This window comes from Nonomuraea rubra, from assembly GCF_014207985.1.
Taxonomy (GTDB): domain Bacteria; phylum Actinomycetota; class Actinomycetes; order Streptosporangiales; family Streptosporangiaceae; genus Nonomuraea; species Nonomuraea rubra.
In genome coordinates this window covers 6910449-6930388 of record NZ_JACHMI010000001.1, presented here as the reverse complement: position 1 = coordinate 6930388, position 19940 = coordinate 6910449, and the positions used below count along the sequence as shown (strand labels likewise).

Here is a 19940-nt window from a genome sequence, read left to right as displayed (position 1 = left end):
CCGGCGGTCGCCCGACCCCCGCTCGTGACGCGACGACGCCGCAAAGGAAGACGCGAACCGCCATGGCCCTCACCCGATCGACACCACCCACCCCGCTACGCGCGAGCACCGGCACGCGGCACCGAGCCGCCTCGGCGCCACCAGGCCGCCGACTGACGCGGCGTGGTGCCGTCGGCTGGCTGTTCATCCTGCCGTTCCTGGTGGTGTTCCTGGTCTTCCTGATAGCGCCGCTGCTCTACGCGGGCTACCTGAGCCTTTACACCAAGGGACTCGCGACCGGGACCACCTTTGCCGGCATCGACAACTACATCCGCGCGTTCACCGACCCGTCCTTCCTCACGGGTCTGTGGCTGGTGCTGCGGTTCAGCCTCGTGGTCATTCCGCTGCAAATGATCGTCGCGCTGGTGGCGGCACTCCTCTTCGACGAGATCACCGGCCGGCTCGCCCGCTTCTCCCGGCTGATGATCTTCCTGCCGTACGCGGTGCCCGCGGTGATCGGCGCGCTGATGTGGGGCTTCCTCTACAGCCCGAGCTTCGGGCCGCTCGAGCAGATCTTCTCGCTGTTCAACACCCAGGCACCGTTCCTGCTCAGCCAGGGCAACATCTTCTACGGCCTGCTCAACGTCGTCACCTGGCAGTGGTCCGGCTATTACATGGTCATCATCTACGCCGCCTTGAAGGGCATCGACTCCTCGATCTACGAGGCGGCCCGGATCGACGGCGCCACCAGCCTGCAGATCGCGCTGCGCATCAAGGTCCCGATGGTGTCGTCCGCGTTCGCGCTCATCCTGATCTTCTCGCTGATCGGCACCCTGCAGTTCTTCACCGAGCCGCAGGCGCTCGGGCCGATCGCCAACGGCTCGGTGACGCCGGACTTCACGCCCAACATCTACGCCTTCAACCTGGCCTTCACCTACGCCCAGTTCAACTATGCCTCGGCGATCTCCTTCGCCTTGGGATTCGTCGTCTTCGTGGCGGTCGCGATCTTCATGTTCTTCACCCGCAAGCGAGGGAGCATCTTCACGTGAGCACCGCATCCACCACGCGCGGGCCGAGTCCCCGCCATATGTCCACCGGGCGCGGGCGGCGTCCCCGCCACGTCTGGGCGAAGCTGCTCATGCTGGCCCTGGTCTGCTATTTTCTCGTCCCGGTCTGGTGGCTCATCGTCGCCAGCACCAAGAACGCCGAAGGGCTGTTCTCCGGTACGGGCGCCTTGTGGTTCAACGGCTTCCACCTGTTCGACAACCTGCGGGACCTGTTCACCATCAACAACGGCGAATACCTGCGCTGGCTGGGCAACTCGCTGCTGTACGCGCTGGCCGGCGGAATCGGCGCGACGATCATCTCGGTGCTGGGCGGATACGGATTCGCGAAGTACAGGTTCCGTGGGCGCAACGTCGTCTTCGCCCTGGTGCTCGGCTCGGTCATGGTGCCGCTGACCGCCCTGGTGATCCCGACGTTCGTCATGATGTCCAACGCCGGGCTGACCGACACGGTGTGGGCGGTCATTCTGCCCTCGCTGCTCAGCCCGTTCGGCGTCTACCTCATGCGCGTCTACACCGCGGCGTCCGTGCCCGACGACCTGCTCGACGCGGCCCACATCGACGGTGCCGGGGAACTGCGTACCTTCTTCCAGGTGGCGCTACCGCTGATGCGGCCCGCGGTCGTGACCGTGCTGCTGCTGTCGGTCGTCTCCACCTGGAACAACTACTTCCTGCCGCTGACGATGCTGTCCGACGCGAAGCTGTACCCGCTCACCGTGGGCATCGGCCTGTGGTCGCAGCTGGCCAGCGCGAACAACGGCGGCGGTCAGTCGCTATGGAGCCTGATCATCATCGGCTCCCTGGTGTCCGTCATCCCGCTCATCATCACCTTTCTCACCCTGCAGAAGTACTGGCAGGGCGGGCTGACCGTCGGCAGCCTCAAGTGAACCTCCCGTCCGGCGCCATTCATCACCACATCCCCTCGATCTCTGGGAGATCCGTGCTCTCCGCGACCCTCACCCTCAACCCCGCCTTCACCATCGCACCGGTTTCCCGCCGCACCTTCGGCTCCTTCGTCGAGCACATGGGCAGATGCGTCTACACCGGCATCTACGAGCCTTCGCACCCCACCGCGGACGCCGACGGCTTCCGTGCTGACGTGCTCGAACTGACCCGCGAACTCGGCGTCTCGCTCGTGCGCTACCCCGGCGGCAACTTCGTCTCGGGCTACCGCTGGGAGGACGGCGTCGGCCCGGTCGCGGACCGGCCTGTGCGGCGCGACCTGGCCTGGCACAGCCTGGAGACGAACGAGGTCGGCATCGACGAGTTCATGCGCTGGGCGCGCAAGGCCGACGTCGAGATCATGTACGCGGTCAACCTCGGTACCCGCGGCGTGCAGGAGGCCCTGGACGTACAGGAATATCTCAACCATCCCGACCGGACCCGTCTGGCGCTCATGCGCCAGGCCAACGGATCCGCGGAACCGTACGGTGTGACCCTGTTCTGCCTCGGCAACGAACTCGACGGCCCCTGGCAGACCGGGCACAAGACCGCCCGAGAGTACGGCCGGCTCGCCATGGAGACGGCCCGGGCACTGCGCAGCGCCGAACCGTGGCTGGAGCTGGTGGCCTGCGGCAGCTCCAGCTCCTCCATGCCGACCTTCGCCGCCTGGGAGGCAGAGGTCCTCGAGCTGACCTACGACGCGGTCGACTACATCTCGGCGCACGCCTACTACGAACCGATCGACGGCGACCTGGGCAGCTTCCTCGCCTCGGCGGTCGACATGGACCACTTCATCAACAGCGTCGCCGCCACCGCCGACAGCGTCGGCGCCAAGCTGAAGAGCCCCAAGCAGCTCAAGATCTCCTTCGACGAATGGAACGTCTGGTACCAGAGCGCCTTCCAGGCCAAGCAGGAGACCGACTGGCAGGTCGCCCCCCGGGTCATCGAGGACTGCTACAACGTTGTCGACGCCGTGGTGGTGGGCAACCTGCTGATCTCACTGCTGCGGCACAGCGATCGAGTGACCGCCGCCTGCCAGGCCCAGCTGGTCAACGTCATCGCCCCGATCCGCACCGAGCCCGGCGGTCCCGCGTGGCGGCAGACGATCTTCCACCCGTTCGCACTGACCTCCCGCCTCGCCCGCGGCGAGGTGCTGCGCGTAGAGACCCAGGCGCCCAGCTACCCGACCGCGCGGTACGGTTCGGTGCCCGTCCTCGACGCCGTGGCCACCCATGACGCCGAGACCGGCGACGTCACGGTCTTCGTCGTGAACCGGCACCTCACCGACGGCATCGACCTGGCGGTCTCACTGGCCGGCTTCGGCCCGGGCCTGCAGGTGTCGGAATCGTACACCCTCGCCGACGAGGACCTGTATGCCACGAACACCTTGGACGACCCCGACCGCGTCGTCCCCAGCCCAGCGAAGGACGCGGACGTCACCGACGGCATCCTGCGGGCAAGCCTGCCGCCGGTGTCCTGGACCGCGATCCGGCTGTCCGTCAGCCCGCACCGACCCATCCAGTAATTGGCACGGTATTTGGAGGGTGCCGCAGAAGCGTTATCGCAAGGCGTTTATGCCGCTATTTTGTCGGCCGTTGATACCTGTCAGATGGTCGCTGGCTCGCGCCATCGGACAGGTTAAACGCGAACGTGCACACGCGAATGAGGAACTTCCAGTGCCAAGATTTATCCCGGCAAATCATATTGACGGAGATGTGCATTTCTTGATAGATCCTATATAGGTCATTCATGAGTTACTCGCGAGATGTTAGCGCTCACATTATTGGCCGATCCGATTCGTTCGAAATGAGCGCCGATCTCGGCTGCGGCGAATGGCCAGGTGTTCCCCCATTCGGAGACCTCGACGGCGACCGCTCCCATGCGGCACCCCAGCCGAGAGGTCGGCTCGAGTACACCTAGGAGAGAAGTAGTGCGACTCACACGAAACAAGCCCCCTACCGACCGGCTCCGGGGTCGCCGGATCGCCGCGTTGGTGGCCGGCCTCGGCGTCGTCCTGGCCGCGGCCATCACCATCCCGCTGACCGTGGGAACCGCCTCGGCGGCCGCCTACCCCGGGCCCGGCATCGTGACCGGGGACATCGTCGACGTGCACGACCCGGAAATCACCAAGACCCCGGCCGGGGGCTACCTCCTCGTGCACACCGGCCGGGGCCTGTCGATCAAGACGTCCAGCGACCGTACGGCCTGGCGCAACGCCGGCTCGGTCTTCCCCAACGGCACGCCCTGGGCCGACACCTACACCCGCGGTGGTCAGGACCTGTGGGCTCCGGACATCACCTACGTCAACGGCCAGTACTACCTGTACTACTCGGCGTCCTATTTCGGGGAGAACCGATCGGCCATCTTCCTCGCCACCAGTCCCACCGGAGCGTCCGGGTCATGGACCCACCGGGGACTGGTCGTCGAGTCCAGGACGACGGACAACTTCAACGCGATCGACCCCAACCTGGTCATCGACGGCGGCAGGTGGTACCTCGCCTTCGGCTCGTTCTGGTCCGGCATCAAGATGATCGACCTGAACCCCGGTACGGGACTGCGGTCGGGTACCGCCCTGCGCAGCATCGCCGGCCGCAACGGCGGCGCCATCGAGGCGCCGACCCTCTTCAAGCGTGGTTCGTACTGGTACCAGTACGTCTCGTTCGACCGGTGCTGTGCCGGCGCAGCCAGCACCTACCGCGTCATGGTAGGCCGATCCACCAGCGTCACCGGCCCCTACGTAGACCGTAACGGCGTGCCCATGACAGCCGGCGGCGGCACCGAGATCCTGGCAGGACACGGCAGCATCCACGGCCCAGGCCACCAGGCGGTCCTGGCGGACAACGACGCCGACGTGCTGTTCTACCACTACTACACGGACAGCGGCCGTCCTCAGCTCGGCATCAACCTGATGAGGTACGACTCCGCGGGCTGGCCGGTCGTCTACTGACGGGCACGCCACACGGCACCAGACGGGGCGACCGATCGGTCGCCCCGCTCTGCGATCCACCCCGCGTAGCAGGTTGAGGTGTCGGCAACAACCCGCACCGCGAACACCGCGATGGTGTCCAGTTCCCTGAACGGTTCGGTGTTTCAGCGGCTGATGGACGCGCTGACCAGCCGTTGACAGCAGGCTGCCGGCACCGTTCAGCTTCGAAGGGCTTGTCCCAGGTAACCGTTTCGCGAGACCCAGACGGAGGGGCGGCAGTTGCCGAACGTGCGTCTTCCGCACAGCTTGAACACGGTGATGCGGAATTTCGCCGTCACTTCGGGGCCGGCCGGGCCGAGCGTTCTGCCTGTGACGGCGGGTTCCGGCGGATGGAACTTGATGCGTTGAGTCGAGTGACGTCCTCTGCTGACGCTCCTCACGCGCTTGTCAGGGGCGGGTCGCGCGGACGTAGTACATCAGATGGGGCAACCGGCCTTCGGACTCCACCTGAAACCCGGCGTCAGGGATCATGGTGCCGAGCAGGTCGTGCGGGTCGTGCCGCATGGCCGGGCCGGAGAGCAGGCCGATGAGGTGTCGTGCGGCGGGGTTGGCCGGTGGGCGGAACTCGGCGATCAGCAGCCGTCCGCCCGGGCGCAGCACGCGGAACATCTGCCGCAGCGCCTCGGGTCGTGCGGCGGCGGGCATGTGGTGGATGGCCAGGCTGGAGACGACCAGGTCGAACGAGCCGTCCGGGAAGGGCAGGTCCTGGCCGACGCCGGTGAGGTAGGTGCAGTTGGCGGGAGCCTGCCGTGTGGCATGGTCGATCATCGCCGGGGACGGGTCGAGGCCGGTGATGTGGCCGGTGGGGGTGATGACGGGCGAGAGGATGCGGGTGAGGTAGCCGGTGCCGCAGCCCACGTCGAGGACGCGGTCGCCCGCACGGGGCCGGGCGGCGGTGGCCAGGCGGGTGAAGACGGTGCGCCGGCCGCCGAGAAAGCCGATCGAGGCGAAGACGTCGTAGGCGCGCGGCCGGTCGATGGTGCCGCCCTCGTCGGCGTGCTCGTGGTGGCTGTGGAGCAATTTGCCCAGACCCATGATGGTCGACTCCTTTTCCGTACGATGTGTTCGGTTATGAAGCATGCGTTCAGGATGGGACGCGGTCAACGAGCAGATCGGGTGAGGTGTGCCGTACCGAACAGAGGGCGGGAAAGTGTCCGGAGATCGGCGGGTGCGGCGGACGCGGCGGCTGATCCAGCAGGCGCTGGTGGAGCTGATTCTGGACAAGGGGTACGACGGGGTGACCGTCAGCGACATCATCAGCCGGGCGGACGTGGGCCGCTCCACGTTCTACGCGCACTTCACCGACAAGCAGGACGTGCTGTTCAGCAACGTCGAGGAGCTGACCTTCCTCCATCCGATGCCGTCGGCGCAGGGCGCGGGGGAGTTGTTCTCGTTCAGCCGGCCGATGTTCGAGCACGTGCGGGAGCAGGAGCGGCTGGTGCGGGCGTTGATGGGCCGGCGCAGTGGCGGGCTGGTGCACGCGCGGGGTGAGCGGTTGCTCGCCGCCGCGGTGAAGGGCGAGCTGATCGCGGCGGGCGGCCGGGAGTCGGCCGTGCTCGATCTGCTGGTGATCTGTGTGGTGGGCGCGTTCATGGGGCTGCTGCGGGCGTGGGTGGACGGTGAGACCGATGCCTCGCCTGCGGAGCTGGACGCCGCCTTCCGCGCGGCCGTCCTGCCGGGCGTGCTGGCCGCGCTGGGGCAGGCTGGAGCGTAGTGCGCCGGCGTCGCGCCGGGTGGCCTGCAGCTCGGTCTCCAGCTCGGCGATGCGGCGCCTGGCAGCGGCCGGCTCAGCCTTCTCGCCGCTGGTCAGGCCTGATTGCCGCCTTTTTCACCCCATGGGGTCACGCTATGAGGCGATCGGGTCGTCCAATCCTCAGCGCAGGTAGCCTGCACGCCATGAGTCGTCAAAGCTTCGCCAGGGCTCGATCTCGCGGCTTGACGGGCACAGCCCCTTGTGGTCACCTGCCTATCCCCGCTGGTCCAGGAAGGCTCTGATGTGCTCGGCCGCCTCGTCGGCGCGCGTGTCGAGGACGAAGTGGCCGCCGTCGAGCACGTGCACCCGCGCCTCCGGGAGATCGGCCTGGTAGTTGTCGGCCTCCTGGACCTGGAACGAGCTGTCGTAGCGTCCCCAGAGCACCAGCGTGCGGGGCTGATGCTCGCGTAGCCACCGCTGCCAGACGGGGTAGGCGGCTACGTTGGTGCGGTAGTCGTAGAACAGTTCCACCTGGATTTCGGCCTGCCCGGGCCGGGTCAGGAAGGCGTACTCGTCGGTCCACAGGTCCGGGTCGTAGCACTCGACCGACGGATCGGTGCCGAGGTGCCGGGCCCGGGTGGCGTCGAGGGAGAGGAAGGTCTCCCGCAGCGCCGGTTCGTGGGCGGCGCGGTCGGCCCAGAACGCGCGCCTGGTCTGCCACAGCGGCCCGAGCCCGCTGTCGTGGGCCACGGCGTTCTGGATGATGAGCCCGTCGAGTCGGTCGGGGTGCGCCATGGCCATCCGGAACCCGACCGGGCCGCCGTAGTCCTGCACGAAGAGCGTGTAGCGGTCGATGCCGAGCGTGTCCGCGAAGCGGTTCATCACCTCCGCCAGGTGGTCGAAGGTGTAGGCAAAGCCGGCCGGTGGGGGAGCGCTGCTGTGCCCGAATCCCGGATAGTCGGGCGCGACCAGCCGCCAGCGGTCGGCCAGGTGCCGCAGCAGCGGCTCGTACATCCGTGAGGAGGACGGGAAGCCATGCAGCAGGAGCAGGACCGGCGCATCGGCCGGCCCCGCCTCGCGATAGAAGATGTCGAGGCCGTCGACCGTCAGCGTGCGGTAGCAGGACATGGCTTTCCTTCGCGTGTTCCGATCTCCTGGTGAACGAACCCGGCGAGGACGATGCGGAAGCGGGCGTCCCCGTTGATCACGCGTTCGTAGGCCTTGGGCGCCTCGCTCAGCGGGAACACCTCGTCGCAGGGCGGCGCCGGGGTCGGTCTGCGCGCTGTCGACGTAGTGGTGGGCGCCGAGTTCTGCGGCGAGCGTGGCCTTGGCGGTGCCCCGGGCGATGGCGACGACCCGGTGGCCGGGCGCGCGGGCGTACTGGATGCCGAGGTGGCAAGGCCGCCCAGGCCTTGCACGGCGACCAGGGAGCCGGGCCGCGCGGATGCCGAGATCAGCGCGTTGTACATGGTCAGGCCCGCGCACAGCAGAGGTGCGCCGGCGAGAGGGTCGAGGCCGGGCGGGATCCGAACGAGGCCGGTCGCCCGCGCGTAGGTCACTTCGGCGTAGCCGCCGTCCACGGCGGTGCCGGTCTGCGGCTGGTCGGAGCAGTTGACGAAGTCGCCGCGCCGGCACGGCTCGCACGTGTTGTCCTGCCCGCCGAGGAAGCCGACGCCGACGCCGACGCGGTCGCCGGGCCGCCACGTCGGATCGGCCCCGGCGCCGACGGCCTCGATCACGCCGATGATCTCGTGACCGGGCGCGATCGGCGCCGACGGGTCCGGCCGCAGCCCCTCCACGGCGAGGGCGTCGGTGTGGCAGATTCCGCAGGCTTCGACCCGGATGCGGACCTGCCCGGGTGCCGGCTCGTGTCGCTCGCGCTCGACGAGGGCGAACTGCCGCCTGCCGGTGACGGTGAAGGCCCGGTAGGTGGAGGCGTGGTGGGCGGGGTTGTTCATCTCGGGAGATCGCTTCCGGCTTGTTCGCGTACCAGGTAGTCGGCGTACCAGTCGGGCCAGTTGGGGTCCTCGGCGCCGGTGCGGGCCTCGTGCTCGCCGTGCGCGGCTGCGGCACGGCGTAGCGCCGCGGCGAGGTCCGGGGCTGAGGCGAAGGTGGTGACGGACGGGTCCAGCCGTCCGGGGAGCCGGGTGGTGACCTCCTGCAGGATCCAGCCGTTGCCGTCGGGGTCGCTGAACGACAGGAACGAGCCGTAGCTGCGGCGTTGCGGGTCCGGGCCGGGCACGCGGGCGTCGGTGCCGGCGTGGTGGAAGACGCCGCCGGCGTCGTGGAAGACTTCGCTCGGGTTCGCGCCGAGCCGCTTGAGCTCGTCGTGGGCGGCTGCGATGTCGTCGACGATCAGGTGCAGGCCCTGTGCCGAGCCCGGGGTCTGGGACGTGACCGAGGTGCCGAAGATGACCGAGGCGGGTGAGCCGGGCGGGGTCACCTGTACCACCCGGAAGCCCTCGCCGGTGGCGAGGTCGGCGTCCAGCCGCCAGCCCAGCCCGGTGTAGAAGCTCTTGGCCCGGTCGACGTCCGTGACCGGCACGACGATCACTTCGAGTTTCATGTCCATGATGTGCGCCTCCTGCGCCTGGTTCTCAGTCGAGGTGGGAGACCTGGTAGTGGGCGATCTGCCAGCCGTCTTCTGTTCGTTTCACGAGCACGCTCAGCCACACGTGGAGGGTGCGCCGGTCGGTGAAGGTGAAGTCGACGGCGAGGTAGCCGAGGACGAGGTCGTCGGCGAGGGTCCGGGTCTCGACGATGCGGTAGTGGGCGGCCAGGCCGGGCGGCTGGGAGTCGTAGTAGGCGGCGATGCCGGGCCGGCCGACGCTGTAGGGGCGCAGCCCCTGGAAGATCGCGTCTTCGGTGAACAGGTCGGCGACCTGCTGCGGCCGGTGTGCGTCGACGCCGGCCTTCCACCGGTCCAGGATGTCCTGGAGCGCTGCTTCGGTGCTGGTGTTCATGATCGGTGTCCGGCGCTCATGCCGCCGTCGACGTGCAGGATTTCGCCGGTGATGAAGGGTGCGTTCTCCAGGAACAGGATGGCGTCGGTGATGTCGCTGGGTTCGCCCATCCGGCCGATGGGGTGGAGTGCGGCCAGGGTCTGGTGGTTCTCCTGTGGGTGCATCGGGGTTTTGATGGTGCCGGGTGAGACGGCGTTGACCCGGATGCCGCGGGTGGCGTATTCGATGGCCAGGGACTTGGTGGCGGACTGCAGGCCGCCCTTGGTCAGTGAGGCCAGCACGGATGGGACGCGACCGTCGGCGTTGTCGACCAGGCTGGTGGTGATCGTGACGACGTGGCCGCTGCCTTGCTCGAGCATCTGGGCGATGGCCAGTTGGGTGATGTGGAAGAAGCCGTCGAGGTTCACCCCGCGCGCGGCGGTGTAGTCGTCGAGCGTGTAGTCGGTGAACGGCTTGGCGATGAAGATTCCCGCGTTGTTGACGAGGGTGTCCAGGCGGCCGAACCGCTCCACGGCCGCGGTGACCGCGCGTTCGGCGGTGGCCCGGTCGGCCACATCGCCCTGGACGGTCACGACGTGGGGATCGGCGGAGGGGGCGATGGTGCGGGAGACCGCGACCACCGCGTAACCCAGCTTGCGGTAACCCTCCACCACTCCGGCACCGAGGCCCTGCGACGCCCCCGTCACCACAGCGACCCGCTGCTGCTGCTGAATGCTCATGATGAACCCTTCTCCTGCGTGCCGATCATCGTGATAGACGATCGGTCGTCTATCCGTGTGCCAACGTAGGCTGCTAACGCGGGGAAGGCCAGGCTCCATGCCGGTGGAGCCAGGACCGGCATCCTCTCAGCTGAGAGCCTCAGGCTCCTAGAGACGTCGGCGCCGGTGCGGGTCGTCCTCGGGCAGCCAGGAGCCAGGGTCGTGAATGCCGAAGTGGCCGTCGGCGCGCAGGGCCTCCACGACGTCGAGCACCGAGGTGCGATCCTCTCCTCGCCGCCACACCAGCGACCACGTCCAGTAGACCTCCGGCGCGACGATCCGCCGCCGCACCAGATCCGGCGGCAGCGGCGCGGCCTGGCCCTTGGGCGAGTTGATCACCGGGCGGCGGCAGCGGCGTACGTGGTCGAAGAAGGCCGGACCGGTGATCCCGCCGTCGGAGATGCGCACGGCGCGCGCCCCGGTCCGGGCGGCCAGTTCCTCGGCGTAGACGTTCCACGACGACCAGGACGTGACGTCGTCATCGAGCAGGATCGCGGTCTCCCGGGCGGAGACGTCGCCGGTGTCGTGACCGGTGGCTACCGCATACAGCCGATCGGCGCCGATGAGTTGCGCGCGCAGCCCGCGTTCCGCCAGGTCGGCGGCGCGCACCCAGCAAACCGCCAGATCAAGACCGCCGTCGGCGACGCGGGCCGCCTGCGTGTGGGACGGCGCCACCCACGCGTCGAGGTGCACCTGCGCCACCGCCGCGGTGCGAGCGCCCAGGTCCGGCGGCAGCCAGTTCACGTAGCCGAGCCGGACCGGCTCGGAGCCGGACAGCCGCCGGGCCCGGTGGCGCAGCTCGTCGGCACGCTCCAGCAGAGCCCGCGCGTCCGCGAGCAGCGTGGCCCCGGCCGGGGTGAGCGACACCGAACGGCGATCCCGGTCGAACAGGCGCACACCCAGATCCCGTTCCAGCGCCTTGATCTGCTGGGACAGCGAAGGCCCGGCGATCAGCAGCCGCCCGGCGGCACGGCCGAAGTTCAGCTCCTCGGCGACCGCGACGAAGTATCGCAGCTGACGCAGCTCCACTCCGTCATGCTACTGGGCCACGTAGGAGGCTGCGGCTACCAGCGGAGCACGTCAGAGCCCGGCGGCCACCTCGCCGGGCGCGTCGGCGCCGAGCAGCGCCAGGCAGCCGGCCCACAGGGCGCCCATCCGCTGCGGGTCGTTGTACAGCTTGGCGAACAGGACCTGTCCCTCCAACTGCGCCACCACCGACCGCGCGGCCTGCCGGGTATCGGACACGCCGGCCTCCTCCCGCGCGACGGCCTCGGCGATGACCGCCTCGATCATCTCGACCTGCACGTCGAAGATCTCCTGCAGCCGTACGCGGATGGCCTCGGTCTGGTTGCTCAGCTCCAGCGTCAGGTTGCCGAACAGGCACCCCGCGACGCTGCCGCAGCTGCGCTGCCCGGTGCGCATGGTGGCCTCCGTCGCCTCGAACAGCCGCCGCAACCGCTGCAACGGCGGCGCCTGACCGCTCAGGATCCGCTTCCAGTCGCGTTCCTGGGCGGCCCAGTGCTCGTCGATGACCGCCAGGGCGAGGGCCTCCTTGGACGCGAAGAAGTAGTAGAAACTGCCCTTGGGCACGCCGGCCGCCTTGCAGATCTCCGCTACGCCTAAGGCGGAGTAGCCGCGCAGCTCGATGAGCGTGCGCGCGGCGTCGAGGATCTTCTCCCTGGCATCGCTGGTCCGTCCCATGCCACCAGCGTACGACCCGGCGGCTCCCGAATACCTGACCGGTCGGCTACCACGGCCACGCCGGCGCCGGCCCGGATCTCCGGCACGATCACGGCGACGCTCCGCAGAAGGTTACTTTTGCTTACTGATGTACTCTTCGATAACCGTTATGAGCACGTGACTTGGTCACCTTCGGGTGACGGAGGAGGCGGGGGCCATGTCGCACCAGGTTGAGGCGGACAGGGTGCTGCGTTCGCTGGGCCGGACGTGTCTGGAGCACGACCCGGATGTTCTGCGGTCCGTGCTGGACCGGGTGGGCGACAAGTGGAGCCTGATCCTCATCGGGTTGCTCGACAAGGAGCCGATGCGCTTCACCGGCCTGTTGCGGACGGCGCCCGGCATCTCCCGCCGCATGCTGACCCTGACGTTGCGCAACCTGGAGCGGGACGGGCTCGTCAAGCGGGTGGTCTACGCGGAGATCCCACCCCGGGTCGAGTACGAGGTCACTCCGTTCGGGCGCACGCTGTCCGAGCCGGTCCTGGCGCTCACCCGGTGGGCGGCCGACCACCAGGACACGATCCGCGCCAACCGCCATGCCTTCGACCAGGCGGCCGGCCTCGACACCGACGATCTCGGCTGAGATCCGGCCGGTTCACTTCATGTGACCTGGGTTCAATTGAAGTTACCGATCATCGCCGTGTAGTCAATACGGGGAAGCCGCCGCCGGCCTGGGCGGCAAGGCGAGGAACGCGGATCCCTCACGCCGTCACGGTGGAGAGCTCGCGGTTCACCCTGCCCTGACCGGGCCTCTCCCGGCACCGGGCGGCAACTCCTGGCTCCCAAGCCGCATCCGTGTTGAAAGGACCCCGCAATGATCCGTATGGGCATCATCCTCGGCAGCACCCGCCCCGGCCGCAACGGCGCGCAGGTGGCGCGCTGGGTGCTGGAGCATGCCTCCCGGCGCAACGACGCCGTCTTCGAGCTCGTGGACCTGCTGGATTACCCGCTCCCGCATCTGGACGAGCCCATGCCGCCGGCCTACGGCCAGTACCAGAACGAGCACACCAGGGCGTGGGCCGCCAAGATCGGCTCTTATGACGGCTTCGTCATGGTGACGCCGGAGTACAACCACTCCACCTCGGGTGTGCTGAAGAACGCGATCGACTACCTGTTCGCCGAGTGGAACCACAAGGCGTTCGGCATCGTGTCCTACGGGAGCGTCGGCGGTGCCCGGGCGGCGGAGCACCTGCGGCTGATCGGCGGCGAGCTGAAGCTCGCCGACGTACGCACCAACGTGGCCCTGTCCCTGTTCACCGACTTCCGCGACTTCAGCACGCTCGCGGCCGGTGAGCACCAGGTGGCGGCTCTCACCACCATGCTGGACGAGGTCATCGCCTGGAGTCGCGCCCTGGCCCCGCTGCGCCAGGCCGCCTGACCCCGTGCCGGCCGGGGCCGGTCCCAGGCTTCCCCGGCCGGCGCGGCGATCTCCGCACTCCACACCCACGATGCAAGCAGGGGAAAACCGTGACCAACGACGACAGGATCGAACCCCCACGCTTCGAGCTGGGGCTCAACTCGTTCGGGGAGGTGGCGACGGACGGCGGACGGGTGCTCGGCGACGACGAGACCGTGCGCCTGCTCGTGGAGGAGGCCCGGCTGGCCGAGGCGGCGGGGGTGGATGTCTTCAGCGTGGGGGAGCACTACCGGGAGGGGCACAACGACTCCGCGACCCCGGTGCTGCTCGCCGCTATCGCCACCGCCACCCGGCGCATCGGGCTGGGCACGTCGGTGACGGTCCTGAGCACGAACGACCCGGTCCGGCTGTACCAGCAGTTCTCCACCCTCGACGCGGTCTCCGGCGGCCGCGCGCAGATCGTGCTCGGCCGGGCCTCCGCAGCGGAGTCGTTCCCGCTGTTCGGCTACGACCTGGCCGACTACGAGCGGCTGTTCGAGGAGAAGCTCGATCTTTTCCTGCGGCTGGAGCGCGAGGAGGAGGTGACCTGGTCGGGAACGGTGCGGACGCCGCTCACCGGGCAGCGGCTGCACCCCCGCATGCGGCCGGGAGGCATCCCCACCTGGATCGGGGTGGGCGGCAGCCCGGACTCGGTGCTGCGCGCCGCCCGCCACGGCCTGCCCCTCATGATGGCCATCATCGGCGGACGACCCCAGCGCTTCGCCAGGAACGTCGAGCTGTACCTCACGGCGCTGGAACGCTTCGGCCACCCCGGGCTGCCGATCGGCCAGCACTCGCTCGGTCTCGTCGCGGACACCGACGAGCAGGCCGCGGAGACCTGGTGGCGGTACTGGCAGCCCGTCGTCCAGGCGCTGGCGGCCGAGCGCGGCTTCTACGCGCCGGACCGCCGGCGGTACGAAGCCGAGCTGGAGCACGGCGCGCTCTTCGTCGGATCGCCGGAGACGGTCGCCCGCAAGATCGTCCAGATGGCCCGTGACCTCCACCTGAGCCGCTTCGACCTCAAGTACGACATCATGCACCTTCCCCGCGACGCCCGCGCTCGCACGATCGAGCTGCTCGGCCGCGAGGTCGCCCCGCGGGTACGCGAGCTGCTGGCCGCGGAGCCCGCTGGCAGCCTGGAGCGAGCATGAGACCCGGCGACGTTCGTACCATCGGCATCCTCGGCGCCGGCAAGGTCGGCACCGTCCTGGCCCGCCTCGCCGTCGCGGCCGGCTACCGCGTCCTGATCTCGGGTTCCGGGGAGGCCGCGCGGATCTCCCTTCTCGTCGAGATCGTCACGCCCGGCGCGGTCGCGGTGACCGCCGTGGAGGCCGCGTCCGAGGCGGACGTCGTGGTGCTGGCCCTGCCGCTGGGCATGTATCGCAACGTCCCCGCCGAGGCGCTGAGAGGCAAGCTGGTGCTCGACGCGATGAACTACTGGCAGGACGTGGACGGGGCGCGTGACGACCTCACCGACCCGCGTACGTCCTCCAGCGAGATCGTCCAGGCGTTCCTGCCTCATGCCCGGGTCGTCAAGGCGTTCAACCACATGGGCTACCACGACCTGGAAGAGAGCGCCCGTCCCGCCGGCGCGCCCGGCCGCCGCGCGATCGCCGTCGCCGGCGACGACCCGGACGACGTCGAAGTGGCCGCCTCGATCGTGAACGCGCTCGGCTTCGATCCGGTGATCGCCGGCCCGCTCGCCGAGGGCGTGCGCATGGAGCCGGGGACGGAGCCGTTCGGCGCGAACGTCGAGGCGGCCGGACTGCGCGCCATGCTCGACCGTTTCGCCGAGTCGCGGCGCGGACGGGAGGTGCTCGACGCACGGGGCATGACACCTGCGTAGCGAGGAGGAAAAGATGGAGATCAAGGGATCGGCCGCTCTGGTGACGGGCGCGAACCGCGGTATCGGCCGCGCGTTCGCCCGCGCGCTGGTCGACCACGGTGCGAAGAAGGTGTACGCCGGCGTCCGCGACCCGGGCGGCGTGCGGGATTCCGACGTCGTACCCGTACGGCTGGACGTCACCGACGAGCGGAGCGTGGCCGCGGCCGCGGCCATCGCGGGTGACGTCTCCATCGTGATCAACAACGCGGGGGTCGGCGGCGCGGGCACCACGCTGATGGAGGGCACGTTCGAGGGTGCCCGCCAGGCGATGGAGGTCAACTACTTCGGCACCTGGGCGGTGGCTCGCGCTTTCGCTCCCATCCTGGCCCGCAACGGCGGGGGAGCCCTGGTCAACATGCTGTCGCTCGCATCCTGGTCCAGCCGGCCGGAGCTGCCCGGCTACGCGGCTTCGAAGGCCGCGCAGTGGTCACTGACGGACGCCCTGCGCAAGGGGCTGAGCGGGCAGGGAACCCTGGTGGTCGGCGTACACGCGGGTTTCGTGGACACGGATCTCAGCGCCTGGACCGACGCGCCGAAGATCGACGCCGCCACGGTGGCCGAGCTGACCATGGACGCGCTGATCCGTGACCAGCTCGAAGTCCTGGCCGACGAGCGGACCCGCGAGATCAAGGCGGCACTGTCGAAGCCGGTCGAAGCGCCGCCCGAGCCCTGATGCGGTGGCCGGCCACGGCCGGTTACACGAGCACCGCTCGTCGCCCCGTCCCGCGGCGGCTCCGAGGCGATCCTGACCTTTCCTCGGGCGACGCAGCCATGACCCAGGCGTATGAGCCTCGTCGCACGGCCGTGCTGCTGGTCGACCCGTACAACGATTTCTTGTCGGAGGGGGCAAGGTCTGGCCGCGCGTGCAGGCCGTAGCGGGGCAGGCCGGGCTGCTGGACAACCTGCGCGCCGCGATCGCCTCCGCACGGAAGGCCGGAGTACGCGTGATGTTCGCCCCGCACCGCCGCTGGGAACCGGGCGACTACGAGACCTGGGATCATCCCAACCCCACCCAACGCGCCCTCGTGCAGCGGCACAGTTTCGCCCGCGGCACCTGGGGCGGCCGCCTGATCTCAAGCAAGAAGCTGTTGAGCCTCCCGGGTATCGTCGTGATCTGCGGCTCCACCCGCTTCATGACCGAGATGAACGAGGCCGATCTGCGGGAGACCAAAGCCGGCAGGATTGTCGTCAAACCGGGCTGTGACATGAAGTCGCCGCACGAACTTCGGTCCGATCCTGTCGAGGCCGAGGCGCTGAAGGCTCGACTCGACGAGCTGCACCGGGCGAAGATCCGGCTCGCTGATGAGGTGCTCGTGGTCGGCGACTACATCGGAGACAGCACCCGGGCCGAAATCGCCTACGCCCGGTCGCTGGGCAAGCCCGTGCGGTTCACACACCCCGAAGTCGACCCTGACGCCTGACCGCCCGTCGCCACCTCGACGACCAGGGCCGGCAGCCCGCCGCCTGACCGTCTCGCGGTGGCTTCGGCCGGCACGACAACTTCCCTGTTGAAGGTTGGTGATCCGCGGGTCAGGCGGAGCATTCGGGAGCGAAGTGGTCGGCGTTCGCGTGGCTCACGCCATGGGCAGGCGCAGGACGATGCGCGTGCCCTGAGCGCTGTCCTCTATGCTCAGAGAGCCGCCGTGCTGCTCGGCAATCTGCCGTGCTATGGGCAGGCCGAGACCGGTTCCCCCGGCGAGCCTGCCACGGGCGCTGTCCAGCCGGGCGAAGCGCTGGAAGACGAATTCGCGCTTGTCCGGATCGATGCCGGGTCCGTCGTCGATCACCTCCAGGATCGCGACCCCGCGCGGGAAGCGCTGCAGGTCGCGCTTGGAGCTGGGGGCCTGGCGTACCTGGATGGTGATGGCGCGGTCGGCGTGCCGCTCGGCGTTGTCGAGCAGGTTCGACAGCAGCCGCGCCAGCCTCTGCCGGTTGCCCATGACCATGACAGAGGGTTCGAGGATGGTCTCGACACTCTTGTCGGTTTCCGCGCGCCGCTCGTGTTCCGTGGTCACGAGTTGGGCGAGGTCGATCTGCTGGGGTTCGCACTGAACGTCTTCCTGGTGCTGCCGGGCCAGGGTCAGCAGATCTCCCACAATGCGCTCAAGCCGGTCAAGGCTGGGCAAGATGGCGTTGCCCACGTTGCTGACGCTGGTGTCCTCGGGCGCGTACAGCGCGTCCTCGACCTCGGCGCGAATCGCGGCGATCGGGGTGCGCAACTCGTGAGAGGCGTCGGTGGTGAAGGTGCGCTGCTGCTCCATCGCGGCCTGGAGACGAGCGAGCGTCTGGTTGACGCTGCCGGCCAGGTCTCGGATCTCGTCCCGGCTCTGCGGCATGGCGACACGTCGCTCGGGACAGGTCTCCGTGATCTTGTCGAGCTCCGCCCTGACGGCGTTGACCGGCCTGAGCGAGGCGATGACGATCCCCCGTCCGAGCCCGACGATGGCCAGCGCCAGCAACGCTGCTCCGCCGACCACCGTTGCGGCCAGCCACGGCTCGACGTACCAGGGAACCGACGGCAGGGACGTATAGATCGCCCAATTCTGCCCGTCTCGGTAGGCCGGCTGCGCCACCACCTGCTCGCACCGGCCGGGAGGGAAAACGCCGCCGCAGACCTCGCCGATGGCGATCTCCATGTCCTTGGGGACGAAGGCGGCCATGACCGGCTTGCCCACGAGCGTCGGCGTCGACGTGGCGACCGATCCCGTGGGGGTGACCACCTGGACGTTACGGCCCTCATGCTCGACCAGCGGATAGGACCATCCGTCGTTCTCGACCTTGTACGCCATCTTGCCGCCGGCCGCGGCCAGTTCCGCCACGAGATGCTCGGTGGCGTACCGATGGATGGCGATCATCACCGTGGCGGCCAGAAGCGCACACAACAACGCCGCCGCGGTCGCCGTGAACAAGGTGACGCGAGTGGTGATCGAGAAGTGGTTCCAGGCGTTCATGATCGTCCCCCTGTCAGGTAAACACACCCGCCAGGACGGCCCCGGACCCGACAAGCATCCATTCGGTATGCGGCGTCCAAAGGTATCCCCGGTGGACGGGCCGTGGGTGGCCCGGCACCACCGCATCCCTGGCAGTGACGTGCTCGAACGCCACAGTGGCAGCCGGCACCGGCCGACGAAGTGCCACGCCCATGATGGATGGGACTCCGACCGGGCATGGCGAGGCCGGCGTCCTGCGCGTGGTCGGCCTGCTCGATGGCCGGCGCTTCGGCCGTATCTCCTGGTCGGTCCGGCTCGTGTGCACGCCGGATGCGGCCGGCCGAGTGGCCGAGGCCATCGCCCGGCGCGACGACACCGTCTGGGTCCGCCTGCTGTCCGGCGGCACCGAGATCGCCTGCGGGGTCCAGGCGGGCGGCGACCAGGACGGCGACGAACTGCTGCTGAAGAAGCTGCCGCGGACCCCGCGCATCGTGGCCATGTCCGCGCACGCGACCCTGCACGTGTTCGCCGGGTGGCGCAGCCGGGTCGCGGTACTCACCGACGAGCAGGCCGAGCGGATCCGGCCCGCTCTGCCGTACGAGAAGGAGGTCTTTCTGAGCGCGCAGGACCACGCCATGGCGCGCGTGCTGGCCCAGGACGGGCGGGCCGGGTACGGCGTGCTGGCGGCGGCCGGCGGATGGTCGCAGACGGCCGTGCGACGCCGCCTCGGCGAACTGCGATCCAGCGACACGCTCAGGTTCGACGTCGAAATCTCCTCGCAGGCCCTGGGTTTCCACGCCGAGGCCTGGTTGTGGATGAAGGTCGAGCCTTCGGCCCTGGCCTCGGTCGGCGAAGCCATGGCCGCCCGCCCCGAGGCTGACGTGGTGGCGGCCACCACCGGCCCCACCAACCTCATGGCCGGTGTGACCTGCCGCGACACGCACGACCTCTACCGCTACCTCACCGAGCGGGTGGCGCCACTCCACGGCGTGCGCGAGCTGGAGACCGCACCCGTGATCCGCACCGTCAAGCGGGTGGGCACCTTCCTCTCCTGAGACTCGGCTCTCCCTGCCCACGCCTCGCCGACACGATCATCGCCTCCCGCGCAGCCCGGCCACTGCCCGCCTGCGGGCGACCGCTCAGATGGCGGCTGGTGGGGCCGTCCTCACCGACAGGCCGACGTGGAAGGCCTGCTTGGAGCGATCCTCGACCATGTCCGGCAACCTGGCTGGGCCGGTGCGGCACGCACGGGCGTGAGATCGGTGATCACGGTGACGTCCTTGTCGCCCTTACGGGTGTGACGCCAGAGATGTTCGTCCGCGCCGACCACCCGGATGCCGTCGAGCCGGCCCCTGATCAGCCGCGTCAGTGCCGGTGCCAGCAGCGGAGGTGACGACTGATCGCCTCGGCCGGGCATCCGTCGATCGCCGCGGCGCCGTCGGCGCCGCACCCGCCATCGGGAACGGCTTCTGCCCGGGCCGGTCGTCATCGGGACGGCGGGTTGTCAACGGCCCGGCTGGTCAGCCGCTTGGAGGGCGGTCAGGCACGTCATGCGAACAGACCCCACCGTGCCGAGCACGGTGGGCGCGGGCCGGACGGCACGCCGG

Annotated in this window: 21 protein-coding genes and 1 pseudogene; 12 read left to right on the top strand and 10 right to left on the bottom strand. The window is 69.2% G+C overall.

What is annotated here, in order from left to right:
* The first annotated feature begins 62 nt into the window (after positions 1–62).
* From HD593_RS31665 to HD593_RS31650, 4 genes are all read left to right on the top strand, one after another.
* On the top strand, positions 63–1028 hold the full coding sequence (locus tag HD593_RS31665) for a carbohydrate ABC transporter permease (RefSeq protein ID WP_185105631.1): 966 nt from the start codon (positions 63–65) through the stop codon (positions 1026–1028).
* The gene (locus tag HD593_RS31660; protein WP_221525090.1) at positions 1025–1930 is read left to right on the top strand and encodes a carbohydrate ABC transporter permease; all 906 of its coding nucleotides are present in this window, start codon (positions 1025–1027) and stop codon (positions 1928–1930) included. The genes HD593_RS31665 and HD593_RS31660 overlap by 4 nt, the downstream gene beginning before the upstream one ends.
* A 53-nt stretch (positions 1931–1983) precedes the next feature.
* Positions 1984–3510, top strand: coding sequence for an arabinosylfuranosidase ArfA (arfA, locus tag HD593_RS31655; RefSeq protein WP_185105630.1), 1527 nt, complete (start codon positions 1984–1986; stop codon positions 3508–3510).
* Between the two features lie 405 nt (positions 3511–3915).
* Positions 3916–4932 (top strand): arabinan endo-1,5-alpha-L-arabinosidase, encoded by a 1017-nt coding sequence (locus tag HD593_RS31650; protein ID WP_312903842.1) that lies wholly within the window; start codon positions 3916–3918, stop codon positions 4930–4932.
* 426 nt (positions 4933–5358) lie between these two features.
* Here HD593_RS31650 and HD593_RS31645 read toward each other — a convergent pair whose 3' ends face one another.
* Entirely contained in the window at positions 5359–6006 is a 648-nt protein-coding gene (locus HD593_RS31645) for a class I SAM-dependent methyltransferase (RefSeq protein WP_185105628.1), read from the bottom strand.
* Between the two features lie 115 nt (positions 6007–6121).
* On the opposite strand from HD593_RS31645, the gene HD593_RS60525 reads away from it, so the two are divergent.
* The gene (locus HD593_RS60525; RefSeq protein ID WP_221525088.1) at positions 6122–6685 is read left to right on the top strand and encodes a TetR/AcrR family transcriptional regulator; all 564 of its coding nucleotides are present in this window, start codon (positions 6122–6124) and stop codon (positions 6683–6685) included.
* A 252-nt stretch (positions 6686–6937) separates the two neighbouring features.
* On the opposite strand, the gene HD593_RS31635 is transcribed toward HD593_RS60525, so the two are convergent.
* The 7 genes from HD593_RS31635 to HD593_RS31605 all read right to left on the bottom strand — a co-directional run bounded on the left by HD593_RS31635 (position 6938) and on the right by HD593_RS31605 (position 12086).
* Positions 6938–7792: an alpha/beta fold hydrolase gene (locus tag HD593_RS31635; protein ID WP_185105627.1), complete on the bottom strand. Its 855-nt coding sequence runs from the start codon at positions 7790–7792 to the stop codon at positions 6938–6940.
* A complete protein-coding gene (locus tag HD593_RS31630) occupies positions 7771–8622 on the bottom strand; it encodes an alcohol dehydrogenase catalytic domain-containing protein (RefSeq protein WP_221525087.1) in 852 nt (283 codons plus the stop codon). The genes HD593_RS31635 and HD593_RS31630 overlap by 22 nt, the downstream gene beginning before the upstream one ends.
* A complete protein-coding gene (locus HD593_RS31625) occupies positions 8619–9236 on the bottom strand; it encodes a VOC family protein (protein ID WP_185105626.1) in 618 nt (205 codons plus the stop codon). Before HD593_RS31625 ends, HD593_RS31630 begins: the two co-directional genes overlap by 4 nt.
* A 25-nt stretch (positions 9237–9261) precedes the next feature.
* Entirely contained in the window at positions 9262–9627 is a 366-nt protein-coding gene (locus tag HD593_RS31620) for an SgcJ/EcaC family oxidoreductase (protein ID WP_185105625.1), read from the bottom strand.
* Complete coding sequence (locus tag HD593_RS31615; protein WP_185105624.1) at positions 9624–10346, bottom strand: SDR family NAD(P)-dependent oxidoreductase; 723 nt, start codon at positions 10344–10346, stop codon at positions 9624–9626. The genes HD593_RS31620 and HD593_RS31615 overlap by 4 nt, the downstream gene beginning before the upstream one ends.
* 147 nt (positions 10347–10493) lie before the next feature.
* A complete protein-coding gene (locus HD593_RS63660) occupies positions 10494–11414 on the bottom strand; it encodes a LysR family transcriptional regulator (RefSeq protein ID WP_185105623.1) in 921 nt (306 codons plus the stop codon).
* Between the two features lie 51 nt (positions 11415–11465).
* Complete coding sequence (locus HD593_RS31605; RefSeq protein ID WP_185105622.1) at positions 11466–12086, bottom strand: TetR/AcrR family transcriptional regulator; 621 nt, start codon at positions 12084–12086, stop codon at positions 11466–11468.
* Between the two features lie 196 nt (positions 12087–12282).
* On the opposite strand from HD593_RS31605, the gene HD593_RS31600 reads away from it, so the two are divergent.
* The 6 genes from HD593_RS31600 to HD593_RS62045 all read left to right on the top strand — a co-directional run bounded on the left by HD593_RS31600 (position 12283) and on the right by HD593_RS62045 (position 16824).
* Positions 12283–12705 (top strand): winged helix-turn-helix transcriptional regulator, encoded by a 423-nt coding sequence (locus HD593_RS31600; RefSeq protein ID WP_185105621.1) that lies wholly within the window; start codon positions 12283–12285, stop codon positions 12703–12705.
* A gap of 231 nt (positions 12706–12936) precedes the next feature.
* Positions 12937–13500 carry an NADPH-dependent FMN reductase gene (locus HD593_RS31595; protein WP_185105620.1) on the top strand — a complete coding sequence of 188 codons (564 nt, stop codon included), beginning with the start codon at positions 12937–12939 and terminating at the stop codon, positions 13498–13500.
* Positions 13501–13589: 89 nt separating this feature from the next.
* Positions 13590–14669 carry an LLM class flavin-dependent oxidoreductase gene (locus tag HD593_RS31590; protein ID WP_221525086.1) on the top strand — a complete coding sequence of 360 codons (1080 nt, stop codon included), beginning with the start codon at positions 13590–13592 and terminating at the stop codon, positions 14667–14669.
* Positions 14666–15364 carry an NADPH-dependent F420 reductase gene (locus HD593_RS31585; RefSeq protein ID WP_185105619.1) on the top strand — a complete coding sequence of 233 codons (699 nt, stop codon included), beginning with the start codon at positions 14666–14668 and terminating at the stop codon, positions 15362–15364. The genes HD593_RS31590 and HD593_RS31585 overlap by 4 nt, the downstream gene beginning before the upstream one ends.
* A 13-nt stretch (positions 15365–15377) precedes the next feature.
* Positions 15378–16076, top strand: coding sequence for an SDR family oxidoreductase (locus HD593_RS31580; protein ID WP_185105618.1), 699 nt, complete (start codon positions 15378–15380; stop codon positions 16074–16076).
* A gap of 190 nt (positions 16077–16266) precedes the next feature.
* Positions 16267–16824, top strand: coding sequence for a DUF4406 domain-containing protein (locus HD593_RS62045; RefSeq protein WP_246546814.1), 558 nt, complete (start codon positions 16267–16269; stop codon positions 16822–16824).
* Positions 16825–16977: 153 nt separating this feature from the next.
* On the opposite strand, the gene HD593_RS31565 is transcribed toward HD593_RS62045, so the two are convergent.
* Entirely contained in the window at positions 16978–18354 is a 1377-nt protein-coding gene (locus HD593_RS31565; RefSeq protein WP_185105617.1) for a sensor histidine kinase, read from the bottom strand.
* A 191-nt stretch (positions 18355–18545) separates the two neighbouring features.
* Between HD593_RS31565 and HD593_RS31560 the strand changes: the two genes are divergently transcribed.
* On the top strand, positions 18546–19388 hold the full coding sequence (locus HD593_RS31560) for an Lrp/AsnC family transcriptional regulator (protein ID WP_185105616.1): 843 nt from the start codon (positions 18546–18548) through the stop codon (positions 19386–19388).
* Between the two features lie 108 nt (positions 19389–19496).
* Here HD593_RS31560 and HD593_RS31555 read toward each other — a convergent pair.
* Positions 19497–19681: pseudogene (locus HD593_RS31555) on the bottom strand (ISL3 family transposase); the annotation flags it as partial.
* Positions 19682–19940: the final 259 nt, after the last annotated feature.

What these genes read in the sequence shown, in the direction of transcription:
- HD593_RS31565 (WP_185105617.1), bottom strand. Translation starts at nt 18,354, where the DNA reads ATGAACGCCTGGAACCACTTCTCGATCACCACTCGCGTCACCTTGTTC.
- HD593_RS31630 (WP_221525087.1), bottom strand. Translation starts at nt 8,622, where the DNA reads ATGAACAACCCCGCCCACCACGCCTCCACCTACCGGGCCTTCACCGTC.
- HD593_RS31605 (WP_185105622.1), bottom strand. Translation starts at nt 12,086, where the DNA reads ATGGGACGGACCAGCGATGCCAGGGAGAAGATCCTCGACGCCGCGCGC.
- HD593_RS31585 (WP_185105619.1), top strand. Translation starts at nt 14,666, where the DNA reads ATGAGACCCGGCGACGTTCGTACCATCGGCATCCTCGGCGCCGGCAAG.
- HD593_RS31615 (WP_185105624.1), bottom strand. Translation starts at nt 10,346, where the DNA reads ATGAGCATTCAGCAGCAGCAGCGGGTCGCTGTGGTGACGGGGGCGTCG.
- HD593_RS31595 (WP_185105620.1), top strand. Translation starts at nt 12,937, where the DNA reads ATGATCCGTATGGGCATCATCCTCGGCAGCACCCGCCCCGGCCGCAAC.
- HD593_RS31620 (WP_185105625.1), bottom strand. Translation starts at nt 9,627, where the DNA reads ATGAACACCAGCACCGAAGCAGCGCTCCAGGACATCCTGGACCGGTGG.
- HD593_RS31560 (WP_185105616.1), top strand. Translation starts at nt 18,546, where the DNA reads ATGATGGATGGGACTCCGACCGGGCATGGCGAGGCCGGCGTCCTGCGC.
- HD593_RS31625 (WP_185105626.1), bottom strand. Translation starts at nt 9,236, where the DNA reads ATGGACATGAAACTCGAAGTGATCGTCGTGCCGGTCACGGACGTCGAC.
- HD593_RS31580 (WP_185105618.1), top strand. Translation starts at nt 15,378, where the DNA reads ATGGAGATCAAGGGATCGGCCGCTCTGGTGACGGGCGCGAACCGCGGT.
- HD593_RS31635 (WP_185105627.1), bottom strand. Translation starts at nt 7,792, where the DNA reads ATGTCCTGCTACCGCACGCTGACGGTCGACGGCCTCGACATCTTCTAT.
- HD593_RS31645 (WP_185105628.1), bottom strand. Translation starts at nt 6,006, where the DNA reads ATGGGTCTGGGCAAATTGCTCCACAGCCACCACGAGCACGCCGACGAG.
- HD593_RS31665 (WP_185105631.1), top strand. Translation starts at nt 63, where the DNA reads ATGGCCCTCACCCGATCGACACCACCCACCCCGCTACGCGCGAGCACC.
- HD593_RS31600 (WP_185105621.1), top strand. Translation starts at nt 12,283, where the DNA reads ATGTCGCACCAGGTTGAGGCGGACAGGGTGCTGCGTTCGCTGGGCCGG.